The sequence below is a fragment of the Propionivibrio sp. genome (assembly GCF_049316945.1).
GTDB lineage: Bacteria > Pseudomonadota > Gammaproteobacteria > Burkholderiales > Rhodocyclaceae > Propionivibrio.
In genome coordinates this window covers 13,103-33,531 of sequence record NZ_JBMOJE010000051.1, presented here as the reverse complement: position 1 = coordinate 33,531, position 20,429 = coordinate 13,103, and the positions used below count along the sequence as shown (strand labels likewise).

The 20,429-nt window shown below is 58.3% G+C and carries 24 protein-coding genes and 2 pseudogenes; 8 read left to right on the top strand and 18 right to left on the bottom strand.

The window, feature by feature from the left end; all coding sequences use genetic code 11:
- Positions 1 to 50 precede the first annotated feature (50 nt).
- From ACOYNV_RS13040 to ACOYNV_RS12995, 10 genes are all read right to left on the bottom strand, one after another.
- Positions 51 to 2,060 carry a M13 family metallopeptidase gene (locus ACOYNV_RS13040; protein ID WP_422900215.1) on the bottom strand — a complete coding sequence of 670 codons (2,010 nt, stop codon included), beginning with the start codon at positions 2,058 to 2,060 and terminating at the stop codon, positions 51 to 53.
- Between the two features lie 261 nt (positions 2,061 to 2,321).
- Positions 2,322 to 2,990: a hypothetical protein gene (locus tag ACOYNV_RS13035; RefSeq protein ID WP_422900214.1), complete on the bottom strand. Its 669-nt coding sequence runs from the start codon at positions 2,988 to 2,990 to the stop codon at positions 2,322 to 2,324.
- A 164-nt stretch (positions 2,991 to 3,154) separates the two neighbouring features.
- Positions 3,155 to 4,036, bottom strand: a complete 882-nt coding sequence (locus tag ACOYNV_RS13030; RefSeq protein ID WP_422900213.1) for a hypothetical protein — start codon at positions 4,034 to 4,036, stop codon at positions 3,155 to 3,157.
- 46 nt (positions 4,037 to 4,082) lie between these two features.
- A complete protein-coding gene (locus ACOYNV_RS13025; RefSeq protein WP_422900212.1) occupies positions 4,083 to 4,781 on the bottom strand; it encodes a hypothetical protein in 699 nt (232 codons plus the stop codon).
- 767 nt (positions 4,782 to 5,548) lie between these two features.
- Complete coding sequence (locus ACOYNV_RS13020) at positions 5,549 to 5,908, bottom strand: hypothetical protein (protein ID WP_422900211.1); 360 nt, start codon at positions 5,906 to 5,908, stop codon at positions 5,549 to 5,551.
- Positions 5,909 to 6,164: 256 nt separating this feature from the next.
- Positions 6,165 to 6,848, bottom strand: a complete 684-nt coding sequence (locus ACOYNV_RS13015; RefSeq protein WP_422900210.1) for a DUF1345 domain-containing protein — start codon at positions 6,846 to 6,848, stop codon at positions 6,165 to 6,167.
- 68 nt (positions 6,849 to 6,916) lie between these two features.
- Positions 6,917 to 8,131, bottom strand: coding sequence for an MFS transporter (locus tag ACOYNV_RS13010; RefSeq protein ID WP_422900209.1), 1,215 nt, complete (start codon positions 8,129 to 8,131; stop codon positions 6,917 to 6,919).
- Positions 8,132 to 8,328: 197 nt separating this feature from the next.
- Complete coding sequence (locus ACOYNV_RS13005) at positions 8,329 to 8,943, bottom strand: NUDIX domain-containing protein (protein WP_422900208.1); 615 nt, start codon at positions 8,941 to 8,943, stop codon at positions 8,329 to 8,331.
- 24 nt (positions 8,944 to 8,967) lie between these two features.
- Complete coding sequence (locus ACOYNV_RS13000) at positions 8,968 to 9,522, bottom strand: DUF924 family protein (RefSeq protein WP_422900207.1); 555 nt, start codon at positions 9,520 to 9,522, stop codon at positions 8,968 to 8,970.
- A gap of 51 nt (positions 9,523 to 9,573) precedes the next feature.
- Positions 9,574 to 9,879, bottom strand: a complete 306-nt coding sequence (locus ACOYNV_RS12995) for a hypothetical protein (RefSeq protein ID WP_422900206.1) — start codon at positions 9,877 to 9,879, stop codon at positions 9,574 to 9,576.
- On the opposite strand from ACOYNV_RS12995, the gene ACOYNV_RS12990 reads away from it, so the two are divergent.
- The 5 genes from ACOYNV_RS12990 (at position 9,872) to ACOYNV_RS12970 (ending at position 14,315) form a co-directional block, all read left to right on the top strand.
- Entirely contained in the window at positions 9,872 to 12,550 is a 2,679-nt protein-coding gene (locus ACOYNV_RS12990; RefSeq protein ID WP_422900205.1) for a cation-translocating P-type ATPase, read from the top strand. The genes ACOYNV_RS12995 and ACOYNV_RS12990 overlap by 8 nt on opposite strands.
- Before the next feature lie 49 nt (positions 12,551 to 12,599).
- Entirely contained in the window at positions 12,600 to 13,085 is a 486-nt protein-coding gene (locus ACOYNV_RS12985) for a phosphate-starvation-inducible PsiE family protein (RefSeq protein WP_422900204.1), read from the top strand.
- Between the two features lie 411 nt (positions 13,086 to 13,496).
- Positions 13,497 to 13,763 (top strand): AbrB/MazE/SpoVT family DNA-binding domain-containing protein, encoded by a 267-nt coding sequence (locus tag ACOYNV_RS12980; protein ID WP_422900203.1) that lies wholly within the window; start codon positions 13,497 to 13,499, stop codon positions 13,761 to 13,763.
- 7 nt (positions 13,764 to 13,770) lie between these two features.
- Positions 13,771 to 14,169 carry a type II toxin-antitoxin system VapC family toxin gene (locus ACOYNV_RS12975; protein WP_422900202.1) on the top strand — a complete coding sequence of 133 codons (399 nt, stop codon included), beginning with the start codon at positions 13,771 to 13,773 and terminating at the stop codon, positions 14,167 to 14,169.
- Positions 14,169 to 14,315, top strand: coding sequence for a hypothetical protein (locus tag ACOYNV_RS12970; protein WP_422900201.1), 147 nt, complete (start codon positions 14,169 to 14,171; stop codon positions 14,313 to 14,315). The genes ACOYNV_RS12975 and ACOYNV_RS12970 overlap by 1 nt, the downstream gene beginning before the upstream one ends.
- Before the next feature lie 589 nt (positions 14,316 to 14,904).
- Here the strand turns inward: ACOYNV_RS12970 and ACOYNV_RS12965 are convergent.
- A complete protein-coding gene (locus ACOYNV_RS12965; protein WP_422900200.1) occupies positions 14,905 to 15,225 on the bottom strand; it encodes a type II toxin-antitoxin system RelE/ParE family toxin in 321 nt (106 codons plus the stop codon).
- Positions 15,225 to 15,503, bottom strand: coding sequence for a type II toxin-antitoxin system Phd/YefM family antitoxin (locus ACOYNV_RS12960; protein ID WP_422900199.1), 279 nt, complete (start codon positions 15,501 to 15,503; stop codon positions 15,225 to 15,227). Before ACOYNV_RS12960 ends, ACOYNV_RS12965 begins: the two co-directional genes overlap by 1 nt.
- A 228-nt stretch (positions 15,504 to 15,731) precedes the next feature.
- On the opposite strand from ACOYNV_RS12960, the gene ACOYNV_RS12955 reads away from it, so the two are divergent.
- Complete coding sequence (locus tag ACOYNV_RS12955) at positions 15,732 to 15,938, top strand: ISAzo13-like element transposase-related protein (RefSeq protein ID WP_422900198.1); 207 nt, start codon at positions 15,732 to 15,734, stop codon at positions 15,936 to 15,938.
- A 350-nt stretch (positions 15,939 to 16,288) separates the two neighbouring features.
- Here the strand turns inward: ACOYNV_RS12955 and ACOYNV_RS12950 are convergent, their stop codons facing one another.
- Positions 16,289 to 16,477, bottom strand: a complete 189-nt coding sequence (locus ACOYNV_RS12950) for a hypothetical protein (protein ID WP_422900197.1) — start codon at positions 16,475 to 16,477, stop codon at positions 16,289 to 16,291.
- Positions 16,478 to 16,922: 445 nt separating this feature from the next.
- Between ACOYNV_RS12950 and ACOYNV_RS12945 the strand changes: the two genes are divergently transcribed.
- Entirely contained in the window at positions 16,923 to 17,129 is a 207-nt protein-coding gene (locus ACOYNV_RS12945; protein WP_422900196.1) for a c-type cytochrome, read from the top strand.
- A 148-nt stretch (positions 17,130 to 17,277) separates the two neighbouring features.
- Here the strand turns inward: ACOYNV_RS12945 and mog are convergent, their stop codons facing one another.
- The 5 genes and pseudogenes from mog to ACOYNV_RS12920 form a co-directional block, all read right to left on the bottom strand.
- Positions 17,278 to 17,685 (bottom strand): molybdopterin adenylyltransferase, encoded by a 408-nt coding sequence (gene mog, locus ACOYNV_RS12940; RefSeq protein WP_422900218.1) that lies wholly within the window; start codon positions 17,683 to 17,685, stop codon positions 17,278 to 17,280.
- A complete protein-coding gene (locus ACOYNV_RS12935; RefSeq protein ID WP_422900217.1) occupies positions 17,627 to 17,821 on the bottom strand; it encodes a hypothetical protein in 195 nt (64 codons plus the stop codon). The genes mog and ACOYNV_RS12935 overlap by 59 nt, the downstream gene beginning before the upstream one ends.
- Positions 17,822 to 17,880: 59 nt before the next feature.
- Positions 17,881 to 18,402, bottom strand: a pseudogene (locus ACOYNV_RS12930) (radical SAM protein); the annotation flags it as partial.
- Between the two features lie 10 nt (positions 18,403 to 18,412).
- Complete coding sequence (locus ACOYNV_RS12925; protein WP_422900195.1) at positions 18,413 to 19,384, bottom strand: Lrp/AsnC family transcriptional regulator; 972 nt, start codon at positions 19,382 to 19,384, stop codon at positions 18,413 to 18,415.
- 5 nt (positions 19,385 to 19,389) lie between these two features.
- Positions 19,390 to 19,524 (bottom strand): annotated as a pseudogene (locus ACOYNV_RS12920) (protein nirF); the annotation flags it as partial.
- 461 nt (positions 19,525 to 19,985) lie between these two features.
- Between ACOYNV_RS12920 and ACOYNV_RS12915 the strand changes: the two are divergent.
- Positions 19,986 to 20,315, top strand: coding sequence for an H-NS family nucleoid-associated regulatory protein (locus ACOYNV_RS12915; protein WP_422900194.1), 330 nt, complete (start codon positions 19,986 to 19,988; stop codon positions 20,313 to 20,315).
- Positions 20,316 to 20,429 lie beyond the last annotated feature (114 nt).

Genomic DNA, 20,429 nt, shown 5'->3' with positions numbered 1-20,429 from the left:
AATAGGCACTTCCACCTTGGCGAATGTCAGGCATTACCAACTCGGCGCTCTCACTTTTCGCCAGGCTTGACATCAAATGCTTCGTACCAGGCGTCGATATTGCGCACCATGGCTGCGCGCGCCTGCAGTGTCGCGTAAGTGCTACCACCTAGCGTGTCCTGCTTCAGGATCTCGTCCTTCAGCTTGCCCCGCCAGTTTTGCGCCCAGGCCAGAAAGAAGCGCTGATCGCCCGTCGTGCCATCGATGATCGGTGCGGGTTTGCCTTTGAGTGATCGGTGGTAGGCTTCAAATGCGATCTGAGTACCGCCAAGATCAGCCTGGGACTCGAACAGGGTGCGCTGGCCATCGACAAACAGGCCGGGCATTGCTTCATAGCGCGACATTTGCCCGGCCAGTCGTTCGCCGCGTGCCTTGAACTTCTCGGCATCCGCAGGGGCGAACCAGTCGCGCATGTTGCCTGCGGCATCGTAACGGCTGCCGAGATAATCAAAGAGGTGCGTGAGTTCATGCGCGATCACGGCACCCAGCCCCCCAAAATTTGCTGCCGGGTCGGCTGCCGCATCGAAGAAGGGTGCTTGCAGTATGCCCGCCATGACGATAATGGCGGGCTTGGTGGGATCGGGCGCCGCCATGGCCCAATAGGGTGCTAAAAATTCGAGATCCCATGCCTTCCGGTCGCTCGTGGTACCCAGCTTGGCGCGTGCGATCCTGGCACTGCGGGCAATTACGCGCTCATGGTTGCCCAGTGCATCGCCACGCACCACCTTGAGTGGCTCGGTTGCCGGCCAGTGGTCCGGATGGCTGATCTGCCCGAGCGTCGCGGCCAGCTTGCGGCGCGCCTCCGTGCGCGTCGAATCCGAAATCCAGTCCGCCCGTGCCAGGCGATCGTCAAATGCGGCCTTGATTTCGTCGACCATGGCGATGGCGGCGGCTTTCGTCTGCTCGGATACATAAAGCCTGACGTACTCCCCACCAAGAAAGCGTTGCAGCTTCTCCTTGGCCGTATCGATGCTCTCGGCCTGGCGTGGCCGCATCGTCTTCTGCAGCCCGAGCGAACGGGTGTAGAAGTCAAAATGCTCTTCGCGGAAGGCGAGCGGCAGGACTTCGGCACAGCCCTTGATGTATTGGTAGCTGAGGTAGTCACGCCAGGTTTCGAGGGGCACCCCAGCCACCAGGCGGGCTCCGGCTGCCAGCGCTGGCGGTGTTTGCACGAAAACGCTGGACTGCTCGGAGAGGCCGGAAGCCGCGAAAAAGGCTGCCCAGTCCAGTCCAGGGAAGCGCTTTCCCATCTCCCCAAACGGAATCATGTTGTAAGAGAAATAATCAACCTTGTCGCGTGGCAGCAGGGCAGCGGCAATCCGGGTTTCCAGGTCAAGCACCCTTTGGGCTCGCAGCTTGGCATCCTTCAGCCCGGCCAGTGCCAGCATGCGTTCAACATGCTGGCGATAGGCGCGACGCCTGGGTTCCCCCTTGGGCTCCAGATAGGCTTCACGCTCACCGAGTGACAAGGCTCCACTCAGAAGGTCCACCTGGGCGATGTAATGGGCAGAGTCCTTGGCGTCGGTCGCGATAGAAACCTGGATCGGGCTGCCGCCGGGTAGTCCATCACTGATACTCAGATAGCGCGCCAGATCGCTGCGGGTGCGAATCGCATTGATGCGGCTCAACGACGCCTGCAACGGCGCCGTCCCAGCGGCCTCGATCGCCTTCTTGTCGTTATAGCTCGCAAACCAGTCGCCGAGAATCTGCCGGTTGCTTCCCGGGGGGGCCGTCCGGTCCGCTGCCATTTCCGTCAGCAGTTCCAGCAACTGCGCTTGCACCCGATCATCGAGTTCGCTAAACACGTTGAACCTGGACCGGTCATCGGGAATGCTTGTCCGCTGGACCCAGGCGCCATTGGCAAAACGGTGAAAGTCGTCACCCGGCTTGACGCTGCGATCCATGCCAGTCGTGTCGAACCCCCAGGTGCCCAGCGCAGGTCCCGCAGCTAGCGCAACTGAGCACGACATGGCTGCCGCGCCCAACATTGCGAAGGCGCACCAACGGCTAAACTGTTTCATCCTGTTCTCCTCGAAACGCTTCTTCCAGCCGGCAACCAGGCTCAGCGGCTGTGAATTAATTGGCACAAGCATCCAAGACCGTGGCCCGAGGCCAGGCTTTGCGCTCATTCCGGCGAAAGCCGGAATCTGACCGAAGGAAATGCAGAGCCAGTACGTACCTCTGATATGAATGAAAACAATGAGATAGACGAACTGGACCCCGGCCTTCGCCGGGGTGACGAGCGAGGAGATTAGTCTCTGAAATGAATTTTTCACAGGCTCTCAGCGCTCGCGCTTGGCGATCGTGTTGGAACGACTGATCAGGTTGTCGTCACATTCCCTGTTGAAACTCATCGCATCGCCATTTCGGTTGTAGCTGGCGATGCAGCCGCGCTTGGGCCAGACGACTTCGAATCCGCCATTGGAGAGTCGGTTGATGTCGTGCTCATCTCTGGAGCCACCGCTGTACGAATTGCTGCCGGAACCTCGGCGGGCTTCCTCGCCGTCGCGAAAACCGTCCTTGTAATCCTGTGGGTGACGATAAGTGTCGAACTGCGAGCCCTTGAGCCCGTCGTTGTAGCCGCGCTTGTATTCCATGCTGGTACCGCCGGAGTGGGGGCTGTAGCCAGAACCCGACTCACGCAGGTAGCGCTCGAGCACCCAGCCGAACTCGTAGCTATTGTTGGGCAACTCGACCTTGCACCAGTATTCCCCCTGATGCGATTCGCAACTGCGGTTGCGAACCTCGTCGCCTTCGCGCAGATTGAACTTTGCCTTGGAGTCACGAGAGGGGAAGATATGCGCGGGCAGCAGGTTATCCTTGACTACTCCCTGGACCCCAGCGACCCGGCAAAGCTCGGAATTGCCGCAATCCGCGAACGCCGCCGGGGCAGCGAAGACCGCCAGTAAGAAGACGGCGCAACTTGCCGCGATGGAGTGCTTGAATGACATGATGAAAGTACCTCCGGAGGGTTGAAGAGTTGGACGAGGGCCCCGGCTACCGGGATGAACGCTTCTCGCCAGCATGCGAGGTGAGAATGGCTATGACCGCCACATCCCGTAAAGTTCAGGTTTAACGTGTTAAACCGATAGCGACACACCCTGGGAAGCGGACGTCAGGAATTACCCAGTCCGGCCTTCTTCAATCCGGCTACGCAATGAACGGCCAGTTCGCGGTCGAAGACGACCTTCCCGATCACGCCTGCAGGGTCTTCTGCCAGTTCCGGTTTGAGCGCCAGCAGCCGCCGCAAAGCGACCGTAGCCTCGACTGTCTTGCCAAGTTGGCCGTAGATCATGGCTGTGAATAAGGGTTCCCAGAATGATTCGGGCGTATTGATACGTGCCGAGTAGACCAGAGCCGCATGGTAGTCCTGGCGTCGGTAGGCATCGAGCGCATAGGGATACCAGTACCAGGAGGGATGCAGCGGGTTGATGGCACGAGCACGTTCAAGCAGTTCGAGACCCCGCTGCCAGTTCCCCGTCTGGCAGGTTTGCAGACCGATGCTGGCAAGGATGTCGACACGACTCGTCGCGCTGGCCAGCGCCCGCTCGGCGATGTCACGAAACAATGCATGCTCGCCGCTAGAGGCATGGCAAAGCGCGAGGCAATGCAAGCCTGACGGGTTCTCAGGATCGAGTTCGAGCGAGCGACGCGCGGCGAAATTCGCCCGCGCCAGAGGGGGCGGATCATCGTACCGGTTGAAGCCAAAGCATTCCTCGCCGACATAGGTGATGCCCAGACAGGCCCAGGCCTCGGCGTAGTCGGGGGAGTCCACCACCGCCTGCTCAAGCAATTTGCGGGCATGGAGATGTTGTTCAGGACTCAGCGACTCCTGGTACTCGTGGAAGCGCAGGACAGCGTAGTAGGATGGCAATGGCAGTTCATGCTGCATCCTCTGCCGGGCCAAGCGCTCGACAACACCATGCGGCGAGGTGATCAAGCCAACGACATGCTCCGCGATGCCCTCCTGAACCTCACTTGGCGGCCTGTCGCCCAAGTCTCGCCGATAGCGCTCGGACCACAGCAGGCAGTGACTCGACGCTTCACAGTTGTGCCGTGAAGTCCAGGCGCTGACCGTGGACGCCGAGCCCGCAGGAGAGCGTGTAGTCAGCAGGCGGCATGCTGGCGATCTTGCCGGGAAAACCGTCTTGCCCGCGTGACCGGAGCAGGGCTTCGGGAACGATGACGCTCAGATTGGCGGACTTTACGAGCAGATGGGTCAGTTTGAAGGTCAAACCTTCACACATGAACTGTGCATCAGGATTGGCGTCGAGATTTGTTACCGGCAATACGGCAACAGATGGGACATTCTTGCGCAGGGAAGTCGGGCGAAAATCCACGTGCGGTTTCACGGCACCAGATTCCGGAGCAGGAATCACCTGTAGCTCGTAGCGGCCCTGTGGAATTGTCAAGTGCCAGCGGCAGCCCGATCCGGCTGCGGCATAGTGTTCGGCCAGCAAACAGCGTAAGCGGCCGACATGCACCCGCACCAGCGAATTGGTCTGCGGGTCGAAGTCATCCGGCTGCTTGAAGACTTCGACGGCAATGCGGTAAGCCTTATTGGGCTTGCCTGGCGTTGCGTCGGCCAGGAAAGTGAGCAAGCGAGCGAGTAGTGGCGCAGTGGTGAAGGCCGGTGCCGCCAGGGCTTCCTGAACGCATTGGCCAAGCGCCGGCAGGCACCGACTGGTGACCGGGCAGGACTCGTTCGACGATTGATCGGCATTTTTCGGCATGCGTTGCATCGATGTTCCAAGGCAAGTTCAATCCGGGGTCCGTTCGGGCTTTTTCTTTCATTTGGGATGCATGCTATCCGCTTGGCTGGGCAAAGGTGCATCACCAGCCGTCTCGCGAGTTCACCCAATGTTTCAACGGGATAGCACGCCAGCAGAGTGAAACATGGCTGCCGCCACTCATCTCGATACAACGCGCGATGATTGACCCGCAACAACAACGAGAGTTCCCACCAGCCTTGGAGAGCACCAGCGCAACCATTCCGACTCGCTACGCCGACCGATGGCCGGTTCCAGTACCATTGAGTACATCGGTGGAGCGAATCTTCAGCGGCAGCGTCGGTCGAGTTGCTACCCGATGAACTGTGGGGTTGAACGTCTCCTTTGGCATGAGTTACCCGCCGTTCAACCCGCTGCATTTTCCGCTGCCGCTATGACCGGAACTGGCCGAAAGTCGCCAGCCCACCATGATAGCCAACGGCTGATTCTGACTGGATTACTGCTTTAGTCATTTTGTTTTCCAACCATGAAGAGGATTGGCTAGCAGACGTTCCAACTTAATGTAAATAGCCAAAAGGCTAACGGGCATGACTTTGCCAGGCACACCAACAAATGAAAGTCTTGCCCGCTTCCCTCCCTTGCAGGGCGCATTCCGGCTTGGCAGCCGGAATCGCTCGATTGGCACGGAGCATGCCGCGCGAATTCCCAACCTCGCCCCCCGACCCCACAAGTGGGCGAGGTGAGATTCGAGAGTCGATGCGCGGCTTTTACGTTAACGCTCAGCCCCGGCCAACCGCCCATTTCCCTGCCCCGCCCAAGGCCGAGGCAAACGCCACCAGCAGCAGGAAAAGGCTGTGCAGGTTGCCCAGAATGGGCGCCCCGTGCATCCAGCCAAGCACCAGCGGCCAGCCGATAATCAGCGTCAAGCCGAAGCTGGCCACCGGCATCCACAACCCCAGCAGCATGAAGACGCCGCACAGCATTTCGAGCAGATTTAGCCCCCAAAGGCCGGCCTGCGACAGGTTGGTGGGGATGTGGGCGTGCATCAAAGGTTCAAAGCCGGCGAAAAACGCCATCCCGCCGACGGCAAGGCGCAGGCAGAAAAGCGACCAGTTGATTCGTGTGTTGGAAGTTGCCATGGTGTCTAGTCCAGAATGGTTAGCAGTTGGGAAAACCGGGCGGGCAGAATATCCGGAGGCTCACGGCTTGGTCAAGCGAATGGATTCTAAGCACTACCGCTGCAAGCTGCATCGATTGGCGTTCTACAGCCATGTATGCCGGAGAAGCAATGAATACGGCACTCTTCAGGCCTATGGCTTGTAGACTGCCTATCCATAAGGACTTCAGCCATACCTGAAATTTCATACTCGCCCATACTGGCTACTTTGCCCGACATCAGAGCAACCCGGAAGCAATATTGATCGTCAAGGCCACCAATGTCGTGTTGAAGAAAAAGGCCAGAACACAATGAACCGTACCGGTTCGACGCATTGTCCGGCTGGTGAAGCTGACATCGGCGGTTTGACCTGAAGTGCCAATCACACAGGCAAAGTAGAGAAAATCCCCATAATCGGGCGCATGACCGCCGGGGAAATCCAACCCTCCGGTAAAGCCCCGCACTTCAGCAGCGTAGTAGTCATGCGCGTAGTGCAGTGCAAACATCTCCTGGGTAAAGGCCCAGGAAGTGAGAACGGTGAGCGCGGCCAGTGCCATGTGGGCGTAACGCTGAGTGCCGAGCATGTCCTTGGCGACCGAGAGTTCGGCGACGATAGCCGCGAGACTCAGGAGGGCAACGATGACGACCAGGGCCAATATGATGATCCGGCCATCGTCTTGCTGGAGTGCGCGGGTGCGCATTCTTTCATGGGAAGACCAGAACATCATGTGGGCGGCAAGCGTCAGATAGAGAAAGGCCCCGACGTTCCAGCCGATCATCAGGCGCGTAATTACGTGCAGCGCTGGTGATGGGGGAAGAATCAATACTGTCATCACACCGGCCAGCGCACAAATGAAAAGCCTCGGCCGCGCCATGATCAAGCGCAGCAGTCTGGGCCGGTCGGGATGCAAGGGGATTTCCATGAACCTATGCTACCTCAAAGCAGAGCAATCCTGGCTCAAGCGGGTAGTGCCGAAGGTCGCCGATGCGCTCAATTTTTTCCTTGATGCTGCCGAAACGACCGCCACAGCGCCAGATCATAAACAATCTTCAACACCCCGCAGGCCACCAGTGGTGCCGCCAGCCAACCCGCGGCAAACATCGCCCCGCCAAGCGTCGGACTGATCGCCGAAGCCAGGCTGCGCGGCACGGCGGTGAAGCTCGCGGCCGCCGTCCGCTCGCCCGGCGTGACGACGCTCATGACAAAGGCGCTGCGCGTCGGGACGTCCATCTGCGACAGCAGCGCACGGACAAACAGCAGACCGATGGCCAGTTCGATACCGGGAGCGAAAGCCGCCAGGATCAGGCAAAGGCTGGCCGGGATATGCGTGAGCACCATGGTATTGAGCAAGCCAATGCGCTTGGCGACCCAAGGCGCGGCCAGTTGCGAAAGCGCGGTCAGCAGACCCGCCCAGAAGAAGAAGGTGCCGGCCGCCGCCAGCGAGAGATTGAAACGCTGGAACAGCCAGAGAGCCATCAGCGAGTTGATGACCAGCCCACCGGCAAACGAATCCACCGAAAACAGGGCCGCCAGTTTGATAACGATATGCCGTGAAGCACCGAGTGGCGCTGGCGGCTCCGGTGCTTCAGCAGATGGCTGGGGCAGGCGCCGATAGAGCAACCAGACGACACCGCCGATCACGCCATAGAGAACGAACAGGCCGCGAAATGAAGACAGATGCGATAGTCCGTGATGTGCAAGAAGCCAGTCAGGAATCCCCGCCGCCAGAGCGCCCAAGGCGGCAAACAGTGCGCCAAGCAGCGAATAACGGGCGAACAGACTGGTACGCGCGTTGCCCTGCCCTGCCTCGGCCAGCCGGGCATGCTCCAGCGGCAGAAAAACGCTGACATCACCCGAACTCGGATTCAGCGTGCCGACGAAAGCAATCAGCAGGAGCGGCCAGAACGACGTCTGCAAGGCGAAGGCAAAGCCGGTAAGCATCATCAGCAAGGCGGCCCCGAGCAGCAGGTATCGATGGTGAAAGCGATAGCCCCAGGCACCGACAGCCAAGGTAGCCAGCGCCGATCCGAGCAGCGTTGCCGTGCTTAAAACGCCGACATCCAGCGTACCGAATCCCAGGGCCAGCAGATAGGCCGGCAGGAGCACCGCGACATAGCCATCGGCAAAGGCCCGCAGGGCACGTCCAACGAGCAGCGGCAGGGCCTTTGCATCAATACCGTCGGGCAGCAGCAAGCGGCGGATCATTGCGTACCGGCGATGTGGCGGGCTGAGAGCTTGTGAATTAATTGACACAAGCATCCAAGACCGTCATTCCGGCGAAGGCCGGAATCCAGTGCGTACCTCTGATATTCATGAAAACAATCAGATAGACGAACTGGACCCCGGCCTTCGCCGGGGTGACGAGTGAGGAGATTCGGCTGAAATGAATTTTTCACAGGCTCTCAGGCGATGACTGGATGATCCGTTTCCACAGACCACGCCTCACGCAGAGCGTCGCGGTTAAATTGCAGCCATTGCAGCGCCATCGCCGCCCACAAAGGCAGTTCTCCCGTGCTCAACAGTGCAAAGGCTTCGGCACAGGCAAAGGGCAGCGCGAGAATATCTTCGCCTTCCGCAGGCAAGCCGCAGTGCCGTTCACCCGCAAAGGCGGAAATTTGGGCACAGACCAGGCACAGCCGTTCTGAACTGACATGCGGCGCCGTCAGAAACTTGCCGATGGGTTGGATTCGTAACGCAGCGCACCCGGTTTCTTCTTCCAGTTCACGACGGGCGGCGGCTTCAATATCTTCCTTGTCGTCGCTGATGCCGGCCACGATGTCCCAGGGCGCCGGGTAATGCCCTGCCGCCCAGGCACCGATACGAAACTGGCGAATCAGCACCACCTGGTCACGCACCGGATCGTAGGGCAGGACAGCCACGACGGGGCCGCTTCGCGCATATTCACGCCGGATCGGCTCGCTCATCCCGCCCCGCAGCAAGGTATGTGAAATCAAGCTGCGGCGAACTTCGAGAAATCCGCGATGACAACTTTCCTCAGCGATGAGAGAAACCTCCACGGCTACCTCCTTTGGTGATGCCAGTCAAAACGACGAACCCGGCGTTTTAAGAAACTCGATTTCCTCCGGCGTCGAGATTCGGCCAAGAATTTCGTTGCGGTGCGGGTAACGGCCAAACCGATCGATGATCGCCTTGTGGCGCAACTCGAAGTCGAGATTCTGCTCCATTCCAGGCGCGCCAAACAGCGCCGCCGCGACACGGTGAATGACCGCGGACTCGCTATGCATGTAAGGCATGTAGAGAAAGGCACCGCGCACTGCGTCGAATTCGTTGTCGGCGTGGCCAGCGACCGCCTCTTGCGCCAGCACCAGCGCCATGGGATCGCAAGCAAAGGCTTGCGGCTGATCGCGATGGACATTGCGCGAGAACTGATCAAGGACAATGATCTCCGCCAGCCGACCAGCCCCCGAAGCACGCCAGCAATACAACTCACAGCGCGCAGCGACGGCCAGTAAAGCGCCGAAACGCGAAGCGATCACCCGATCCAGATCGTCCGACCTCGCCCACCACTGCCGGGGCGCGATCTCCTCGAACCAGAAACCGAGGACGGTGTCTGGGGTATCAGCGATTGAATTCATGGCTTATCAACCCTCCAGTCAAAGTCGAAGCGGCAAGGCGCAATTCACTCCTCACCGCTCTCCCAAGTTGTATTGACAAGATACATTGAGCGGATATCCCGAATCGGCACAGGAACTGAGAAACCGGATAATCGCCAGAACCATCAACTCTGAAAACCGGAAAACCGTGCCCCCCTGTTTTTCGCTTTTACCCAAGACGCCCGTCGTTATCTGCGTCCAGCCATGCACCGCCATCCGATGCAATACCTCTATTACCTGAACTATCGAGTCGGGTATTTGTCTTTTAGATACCATCAACGCGTGTTGCGCCAGTCGCGCAGCCGAAACCGGATAAGGATTATCTTCGATCGTGGACATCGAACACCGCCCCTGGCATACCCTTTCCGCAAGCGAAGCCGCGCTTTCGCTGGCCGTCGTTCCTGCCGATGGCTTGAGCACCGCCGCTGCCGCCGAACGACTCGCCCACTACGGGGAGAACAAGCTGGCCGAGGCCGTGCCGCGTCCGCTCTGGCTCAAATTTCTCGATCAATTCAGGAATTTTCTGGTCATCGTGCTGGTCTTGGCGGCGGGGTTGGCCTGGGCCATCGGCGACCTCAAGGATGCCGGGGTGATTCTCGTTGTGGTGCTGCTCAATGCCGGTCTCGGCTTCTGGCAGGAACATCGCGCGGAACGTACCCTGGCAGCACTCAAGGAGATGCTGGCGGCGCATGCCCGGGTGCGCCGTGATGGCCTGGTTTCCGACATCGACGCAGCGCAACTGGTGCCCGGCGACATTGTGCTGCTGGAAGCCGGTGACCGGGTGCCGGCTGACGGTCGGCTGCTGGCCGCGCACAATCTGGAGGCGGATGAAGCGGCGCTCACCGGCGAATCGCACGCCGTCGGCAAGAGCGTTATGGCCCTTGACAGTGAAAATCTGCCGCTTGGCGACCGCCTGAATACGCTATTCATGAATACGGTACTGACCCGTGGACGTGCCGAATTGCTGATCACCGAAACCGGCATGCGCAGCGAAATGGGCAAACTGGCTGGAATGATCGCCAGCGCGGAAGAAGGGGAAACCCCGCTGCAACGCCAGCTCGATACGCTGGGCAAGAAACTGGCCGTTATCGCCGGCTTCGTCGTGGCGATCATTTTCCTCGTCGATTACCTGCGCGGCCAGCCGATGACCGAGGCGGCGATGACGGCTGTCGCGTTGGCGGTGGCCGCCATTCCCGAGGGGCTGCCGGCGGTGGTCACCGTCACCCTGGCTGTCGGCATGTGGCGCATGGCACAGAATCGCGCCATTCTCAAGAAGCTCTCCGCCGTCGAAACGCTGGGCTCGACGACAGTGATCTGTTCGGACAAGACCGGCACCTTGACCCTGAACCAGATGACCGCCCGCTCCGGCTGGTATGCCGGGCAGGGTTTTTCGGTCAGCGGCGAGGGCTATCGGGCAGAGGGGGCAATTGCTGCAGCGCCGGGGACGGATCTGCGCCCGCTGCTGTTGCCGATGGTCTTATGCACCGACTCGTGCGTGCGCGACGGCCAGTTGATTGGCGATCCGACCGAAGGCGCGCTGTGGGTGCTGGCGCAGAAAGGCGGTCTCGATCCCGAAACCGAACAGCAACGCCAGCCACGTATTGCCGAGATACCGTTCGACTCGGCGCACAAGTTCATGGCCACCTTCCACCATGCCGGCGAAACGGTTGAAATGCTCATCAAGGGCGCGCCGGACGTGCTCCTGGGGCGGGCTTCCCGCTGGCTCGCCGCGCAGGCTTTACTGCCCATGGACGAAGCCTCCCGCCGCCTGATCGAGCGTGAAAACGAAGCGCTGGCCGACCAGGCGCTGCGCGTGCTGGCCGTGGCCCACCGCAGCATTCCGGCAAAGGATTTCGACCCGGCCAGCGACCTCATGGCCTGGGCCAGCGAGTGGACTTTTCTCGGCCTCGCCGGCCTGATGGACCCGCCGCGAGCCGAAGCCAAAGCCGCGATAGCGCTCTGCCACCAGGCCGGAATACAGGTCAAGATGATCACCGGCGACCACCAGGCGACCGCCGCTGCCATCGCTCGCGAACTGGGCCTGGTCGGCCACGTGGTCAGCGGCGCCGAACTCGATGCCATGGACGACGCGGCGTTCGCCACTCGCGTCAATGATATCGCCGTCTTTGCCCGCGTCTCGCCAACCCACAAGGTGCGCATCGTGCACGCACTGAAGGCGGTCGGCCATGTGGTGGCGATGACCGGCGACGGTGTTAACGATGCCCCGGCGCTCAAGGCGGCCGACATCGGCGTGGCGATGGGCATTACGGGTACGGCGGTAACTCGCGAAGCGGCGACCCTGGTGCTCACCGACGATAACTTCGCGACCATCGTGCGCGCCGTCGAGGAAGGCCGGGTGATCTACGACAACATCGTCAAGTTCGTGCGCTTCCAGTTGTCCACCAACATCGGCGCGATCCTGACCGTGCTCAGCGCCACGCTGCTCGGCTGGCCGGCGCCGTTCACCGCCATTCATCTGCTGTGGATCAACATCATCATGGACGGCCCGCCGGCCATGACCCTCGGCGTCGAGCCGGCCCGCCCCGGCCTGATGCGCGACCGTCCGCGCTTGCAGGCCGCGCAGATTCTCAGCGCCGGGCGTTTGCTGCGCCTGGCGCTCTATGGCGTGGTAATGATGGTCGGCACGCTATTCATGTTCCGGCATGGGCTCGCCGAGCGCGGCCAGGACTACGCATTGACCCTGGCCTTCACCACCTTCGTGCTGTTCCAGTTCTTCAACGTCTTCAACGCCCGCGCCGAACATGGCAGCGCTTTCAATGCCACCTTCTTCGCCAATGGCAAACTCTGGCTGGCCCTGGCCAGCGTGCTGGCGCTGCAGGTGCTGGTGGTGCATTGGGGCCCGGCGCAGTCGGTGTTCGATAGCGTTGATCTGACCCTGAACGACTGGGGCCGGGCGCTGGCCGTTGCTTCGTCGGTGCTGTTGCTGGATGAAGTGCGCAAGCTGGTGGCTGGGCTTGCCCGTAATAAACCCCAGACCAGCATCGGCTAGCGCAGCGTCCCTGGGCAAGCACAATGGCAGCAAATCACAGGAGAAATGAATGAACGACAAAGAGGCAGGCACCGAGTCGAAACGGGCAGACAGGCCCGAGGACCCACTGGTCAGTCGACTGTACGGCAGCATCCGCTACGCCGCCCGGGTGCTGGCCGTGCTCATGGTGCTGGTGATCTGGTGGGGCGTCGCCGACGTTGTTTACGTCCTGTACAGCCGCGTCAGCACGCACCCGTATTATCTGCTGGAGATCAGCGACATTCTCGCCACCTTCGGCGCCTTCATGGCCGTACTGATCGCCATTGAAGTCTTCGTGAATATCGTCAGCTACCTCAGCGATGATGCGCTGCACATCGACATCGTGCTGGCCACGGCCTACATGGCAGTTCTACGCAAGATCATCATTCTCGATTACAAGGAGGTCAGCCCGGATTATGTCTATGCCACCGCGGCACTCGCCGTGGCCCTGGCGATCGGCTACTGGCTGACCAAAACGCCGCCGCATCGAGCGCACAATTCCGTTAGCAAGCAGTGATTACCGCAGCGCTTTGCCCTCTACTCCTGCTAACAACGAAAACAGGGGTCATGGTATTCAGATCTGAAGAAACAGAAAGCCGCAAAGAAATAGGGGGGCACTATTTCCCGCCCTTTTCCCCGTAGTCCAGGGCGGTCATCGCAACACGGTAAGGATCGACGCCTGCCAGCTCTTCAACAACGCATCGGCCTGCAATAGGCACCGAATGGCGATCTACAGAGGCCATGGCTTAAGGACATTTGTTTACGCCACTCTTCCGGCGCATAGCCTGTAGACCGCCAATTCACGGGATCTGCAGAGTGTATGACAGTCTTTGACTACGCCTCTGGAATGCACCCGAAAACTGGCACTGGCAGGAGCGTGGCCCCCCCGGTATGATTCGTCTTACCGCGTCTTACTTAGGGAGTCACTATGGAAACCGTCCGTGTTTCGAGCAAGGGCCAGATCGTTATCCCGAAGAGCCTGCGTGCCGCCTTCCACATTGAACCCGGCAGTGAGCTGGCGATTTTTGCCGAGGGCGACGAAATTCATCTGCGCCAAGCTGAACAGCGTTTTGCCCGCACCGAAATTGCCGCCGGCCTCGGACTGCTGGCAAAGCCGGGGCGCAAGGCTCCACTGGAAACCGAAATCAAACTGGCCGTGGGCGAGATGCTGAAGCGTAAAACCGCTGCAGAATGAGGCTGCCATGATCGTCCTCGACACCAATCTGCTGCTGCGTTACCTGCTCAACGACGATGCAGCACAGGCCAGGCGCGTTCAGAACCTGCTGGAAACCTCGTCACAACTCACGATCACGACCACCATCGTGCTCGAACTGGTCTGGGTGCTTGAATGCAGCGACTGCTCGCGCGCCGAGATCGTCAGCGCGCTGCGCCATGTACTGGGGCTGCCCAATATGCGACTCCCTCACGAAGCCGCGCTTTACCGTGCCGTGCAATGGTTTGAGCAGGGACTGGATTTCGCCGACGCGCTCCATCTCGCCCTGTCGCCCGCTACGGCGACCTTGATGACCTTTGATAAGGATTTTGCGAACAAGGCGAAGCGTGCCGACGCATTTCCTGCTGTCGCAATGTGCCCGCTCTGATGGTCATCAATGAATTGAACGATAGCGCCAGCGAAACCTTCATCGCCCGCTGGCAATCGGCAGGCGGTTCCAAACGCGCCAATTACCAGCTTTTCATCACCGAACAGAGCGAAACCTGTGGCCTGACCCCTATTCCTGTCTGGTAGCGCGAGCATGTCCAGCAAGACAGTGGGCGAGTGCTCAAGTTGAATGAAGAACATGAAAACAGGAGTAGAAGTAGATGGCGACACTGAGGCAACAAATAGCTGCTGCAAAACGCGACTTATCCGTAAAGGAGCAGATGTACATCCGGGCGCTTGAAAGCTGGCGCGCAACTGGGGAGAAGAAGCGAGACGCGCGTATGAAGGTACTTGATAATGCTCGCTGCGCGTACGAGACCGCCAAGTCGTTATGCGAGACTCTTCGGCTACAGGATCGCACACGGAACGCAGTAAAACCCCATGGGACACTAGAACCCCTTCAGGAACCTTTGATCATACATCGGACAACACCGAGCGTACCTTCGCTAAAGACAGAAATACAGTCGCCGGAGATGGCGCGGCCACTTACACCGGCACAGAAAAAACAAGCGAACTGGTAAATCCTATCGAAGCGGGTAGCCAAACGCCGCGAGTCTCATGGGGTGAAGAAGAACTGCGGAATAATAGGGGACCACGGTATCCCCGGTTTTTAGAGCAAAAAACGCTGTCTCCAATTCTCTGCCCTGCATGAGCACTCAATTAACCAATCAGCCAGTCACCTGCTCAACAACCGTTTAGCCAGAGTCGTGGGGTAGTTCTGCCTATGCCCGGCGGTGAGGTACACATAGGTATCGCCGCCGAACCGTCGGTAGACCAATTTGTGATGCGAAGTATGGACGTGCCGGTAGTCCAGGATACCCACTGATGCCAGCTCTTGGACAGTCGTTCCATTGAAAATGCCAGAGTCAACTTTCTCCAGCTTTTCAAAAATCTCGTCCTCAGCTTTCAGCCATGCAACTTCGCCCCACTTGTCGAGCATGTAGTCTTGAAGCGAAAGCAAGTCCGCCTGGGCATCGGGAAGAATGGTGACCGCCATTATTTGCGACTTTGACGAGCAGCCAGCAGTTGCGCCCGTGATTCCGCTACTGAAATGCCTTTCCCTTGTATGCGGTCCTTCTCGCCCAAGGCAATGATTTTCAAAGCCGCAATAAGCGCCTCCTTTTCCTGAAACTGCTTGACGCCCTCAATCACCATGCTGGCTTCACCATTCTGGGTGATGACAAACGGAGTGCCATTGATTGCCAGATCTTCGGAAATCTGCGCCGCATGGCTCTTCAGGTACGAAATGGACTTGATGTTGGAGATGGATTGCATGGTGCCTCCTTGTGGTTGCTACGCCCAAATTTAGTACCGAATTTAGTTGATGTCAATGATTGACGGAATAATAGGGGACCACGGTTTTCGCTTGAAAAACCGTGGTCTGTCCGTTCGCAGTAACAGCAGTAAGCCTAGCGGGTTGAAGTCCCGTCCGGGGAGTTGTCCGTAGCCCGGTAGCATGAGGAAGCGGCGAGCCGGGCGTCACGAGCAGCGCCTTCACCCTTCGTGTCGTGCTGCCGATGTAATCCGCAGTTTGAAAACATTACCGCCCTCAAGGCCAGGTACCTTGCGGCGAATCAGCCGGTACTCTCCATGGACACCAAGAAGAAAGAATTGCTCGGCAATTTTTACCGGAGCGGCAAGCTCTACACCCGAGAAACCATCGAGGTGTTGGACCATGACTTTCCCAGCCATGCTTTTTCTGGGGCTTGACTATTGGCGATAAAAAAACCGGTCCCATCGCCAGACATTTCACCAGAGCGTGACACTACGGGAATCTGTGACGCACAGGTGTCTGTCTCATTGAACACGCGCCAGCCAAGGACAACGGATAGCATGCGGCACAGATAGATCTCGATCTCCAGCCCGGTCTTTTTTGCCTTCTGATGAAAGGCCTGATACACCTTGGTATCGAGTTAGAGCGCGACGGCCACCTGTTCATCCAGAGTTTCGTTCTGGAACTGAGCATGTGGCATGTTCATTCCTTGTGATGTTGATTCGCTCTCTTGAAATCAAGAGAAACGCAAGAAGGAATGTCCGATCAAGAACCGGCCAGACTGCAGTTACAGTCCAATTTCACTGGCTTGAGGACTGCGGAAATTTGCAGCAATTTTTGCAAAACAGGCGCCCAGCGGGCAAATACGCCCCGGCGGACATCCATGTTCCAGCGAGCAGTCTTTCAGCGTCTGATTGATCCGCACCATCGTGTGCTCGGCTTCACAGCGGCCAATCGGGGAATAGCAGTTGCTCATTATGTACTCCTTGGAAAGGTTATCTAGTTACCACTCTCACTTTAGGCGTAGTTTTATAACTTTACCATCCGTAATAACCGCTGATTGCAATTGCTCGATAAAGGAATTTTTCCCGCGATTTGACTCGCATCAAGGCTTGAATTGGCGCTCTGTATAACATTGGCGACTCGCTCGGCAAAGGAATTTCCCATGCCCCTCATCAATCTTGTTCCTGTCCTTTGCAGCTTCCTGTTGCTTGGTGTTCCGCTGTCGGCGACGGCGGACGATTCCGAGAAAACCAGGGATATTTACGGCCCTTGCACTGGCTGACCAAAGCCGGTTTTCAAGAATAGCGACGACGCACTAACCCGTCTGACGGCAATGCAGAAGGTGATGATCATCCCGCGCGCCGAGGGTGATAGCGAACACGGCAAGGTGATCTTCCAGAAAGACTGCGCCGTCTGCCATGGCGAGACCGACCAGACGTGGCATGTTTCCGCGCCTGGTCGGGCAGTACACCAGCTACTTGATGCGGCAGGTCGATTTCTACCTCAAAAGTGATCGTCCACACGACGAGGAAACGGCCAAAGTGGGCGTCCTCCATACCTTGAAGGCCAAGGACATTCAGGATGCGCTGGCCTATCTGACGTCGATTCAGGAAATTGAGCAGTAACCACGCAATCGCCCCGCAACACGCATCAAATGGCGATCGACAAAGGCATGCCATGGAAATCCGCATGAATACTGCCTTGCAAGGTATCGATATTGAAGAGGCCCGTGTTCATTGGCTTGCAGGCCGGGGGCTTCCCGCAGGATACGACTCACCCTTTCCTGGCATGGGCCGGACGGAATGCCGCGCAATACTGCACATCGGTTTCGAACCAGGCGCCTTCGATCAGATCGATGCAATAAGGCACGGCGGGGAAAACCGCCTGCAGGCAATCGTCAATCGCCGAAGGTTTTCCGGGCAGATTGATGATCAGGCTCTTGCCGCGAATCCCGGCCGTCTGCCGGGAAAGAATCGCCGTCGGGACGAACTTCAGCGAGGCGCTGCGCATTAGCTCGCCGAAACCGGGCAGCATCTTGGTACACACCGCTTCTGTAGCTTCCGGCGTGACATCGCGCAGCGCCGGCCCGGTGCCGCCAGTCGTAACGATCAGGCTGCAGCCTTCAATATCGCTCAACTCGCGCAGCGCGTCCTCGATTTGCGGTTGTTCGTCGGGGATCACCCTGGCCACCGCTTGCCACGGGCTGGCCAGGGCGCATTTCAACGCGCCAGAAGTGCATTTCAACGCCCAGCACCTCAAGCGTCGGACGCACATGGTCATGCACGCCCACCGACGAGCCGCCGGAGACCAGCAGCACGTCGAATTCAAGACCGCGCCGCAGAAAGTCCGCCAACTCCTGCGGATCGGCTTGACCACCATATTGATCTTGACCGGAGTCAGCCCGACGGCCTGCGCTGCTGCAATACCTTCGAGCACGGTAGCCACCGACGCAGCGGAATCGCTCATGCGGCGAAAGGTTTCCTCGCTCAGCCCGTCGAGGCTGACGGTGAGGCGGGACAGCCCGGCATCCTTCAGTGCCTGCGCCTTCCTCGATAACAATATGCGATTGGTGGTCAGGGCGATTTCGACCAGTTTGCCTTCCCGGCTGCGCAGTCTGGCCAGTTTTTCGACCAGGCGTTCGATGTCGTGTCGCAGTAGCGGCTCGCCGCCGCTCAGTCGAATTTTCTGTACGCCCAACTGCACAAACAAGCCGGCGATTCGCTCAATCTCCTCGAAACTGAGCAGTTCGGCGCGTGGCAAAAAGACGTGATCCTTGCCGAACACTTCACGCGGCATGCAGTAGGTGCAGCGCAGATTGCAGCGGTCGGTGACCGAAATGCGCAGGTCAAGCAAGGGACGCTGCAGACGATCGGTGATGCTCCGATAGATTACAGGCATCCACTCTGCTTCAAGCATAGTGTGCATCGTTTTGCTTGAAGCGGGTCAGCGAGAACAGTATGTCGTGCACGTAGCCGGTGAGCTTGAGGCGCTCACGCAGTTCGGCAATTTTCGCCTCGACCACCTCACGCGCCTGACCGTGGATCATGCAGAAAAGGTTGTACGGCCAGTCCGGCAGCACGCGCGGGCGCTGGTAGCACAAGCTTATTCCGGGCTCGCGCGCCAGCAGTTCGCCGAGGGGCCCGACCAGTTCATCGGGAATGTCCTGCACCAGCATGGCATTGGCTGTGTAGCCCAGTTCGTGGTGACGCACGACCACGCCGAAGCGCTTGATGACGCCCTCCTCGCACCATCGGCTGATGCGTTCGAGGACTTCACTTTCGTCGCAGCCGACACGGCTGGCCAGCACCTGGAAGGGGCGGATGAAGAGCGGCAGCCCTTCCTGCAGCGCGATCACCAGGCGCCGTTCAAGTTCACCCAGTTGCGTCGGTGGCGAAAAGGCCTGGGCCGGCGACTGATGGTTCTCCTCTTTGCCGTTCAACGAAAAACCCAGATCGATATGGTATTCCTGCACCAGCGGCAGCTTCAGAACGGGGTAGCCGGCCGTCTGTTCAATAGCGCCCAAGGCCGCCTGCAAGCGCCCTTCCGAGCCGGCGGTGACGACAAACCAAAGGTTGTAGCGATGTTCCCGTTCGTTGTTGTGATTCACTTCGGGAAAGCGGTTCACTGCCTCGGCGACTATTTCAAGTTTCTCCGGCGGCACAGCCATTGCTGCCAGCGTGCTCGCGCCGATGCGTTTGGCGGCGAACACGGCGCAGATACGAGTGATTTTTCCTTCCCGCCGCAACTGTTCGAGCATGCTCAGCACGGTCTTTTCGGCAACGCCAAGCCTGGCCGCCAGTTCCGCAAAGGGGGCCGAACAGAGCGGAAAATTCCGCTGAAAGTCATTGAGCAGGCGAAAGTCGAGGGTTTGTTCGAGCATTTTCATCAAAATCCGGTTTGGTTGGCGCGGCTGGTAAAGAAGATACCACTCGGGCTATCGGAAGGAAACTCGCCGATCCTGGCGAACGTTGCCGTATCGTAGATCAGCACTTTGCTGTCGGCACGCGCCGAGAGAGCCACACATGCGCTGCCTATTATCCGAATACCTTGGTTTACATCAAAGGATTTGCTTGATCTGAAACGCCATGTTTGGCCGAAAAACGCATGATTTGCTTCACCCTGATGCGTCCCGGAAATGTTCTTTGGTCTCGATTCGGCGCTGATTGTTGGCGCAAGTATCCAATAAAAATAGATGAATTGGCGAACTCCGTGCCAATTGATAACAACTTGTATTGAATGTTGAAGCGGGAACATCCAGCGATTGGTGATTGCACTTGGGCTACTGGAACGCTGAATAGTCGGTAATTACACAAGGAACTTCTGAAGATGCAGCGTACGATAATAAACGCTGGATATACGTTCTTATAAATAGTGCCAATTTTAATAATTAACAAAATAAAAACATTCTGCAACTTTCAACCTGCCCATGAATCTACAATCTGTGATATAAAGTCAATTGCATTTATTTATGGAGAAATGTTGTGGCTAAAACCTATGATGAAGCACTGAAACAAATTGAAGATCTGAAAATTGAAGCAGAACAACTCAGGAAGAATGAAATTGCCAATGCCGTTGCAGAAGCCAAGGTCATTATTGATAAGTACAAGTTAACTGCAGAAGATCTTGGATTGGCAAAAAAAAACAGAAAAGGCAGTCCCGTAAAAGCACCCAAGGCAGTTAAATACAGAAGCGACACCAACCCCAATGATACCTATGGCGGTAAAGGACCTACTCCGGCATGGTTGAACAAGAAGCTTGCCGAAGGCAGGTCTAAAGAAGAATTCAAAGTGCAGGAAGGCCATCCTGGCTGAGAGCACTTGCCGAGTTATTCAAAGCTGACCCTTATTGGCCTCCTTTGAACCAGACCTCTGGCTTGCAGATGGCCTGCAAGCCAGGCAGGACGGCCATCTTGAAAGCAATAGCCG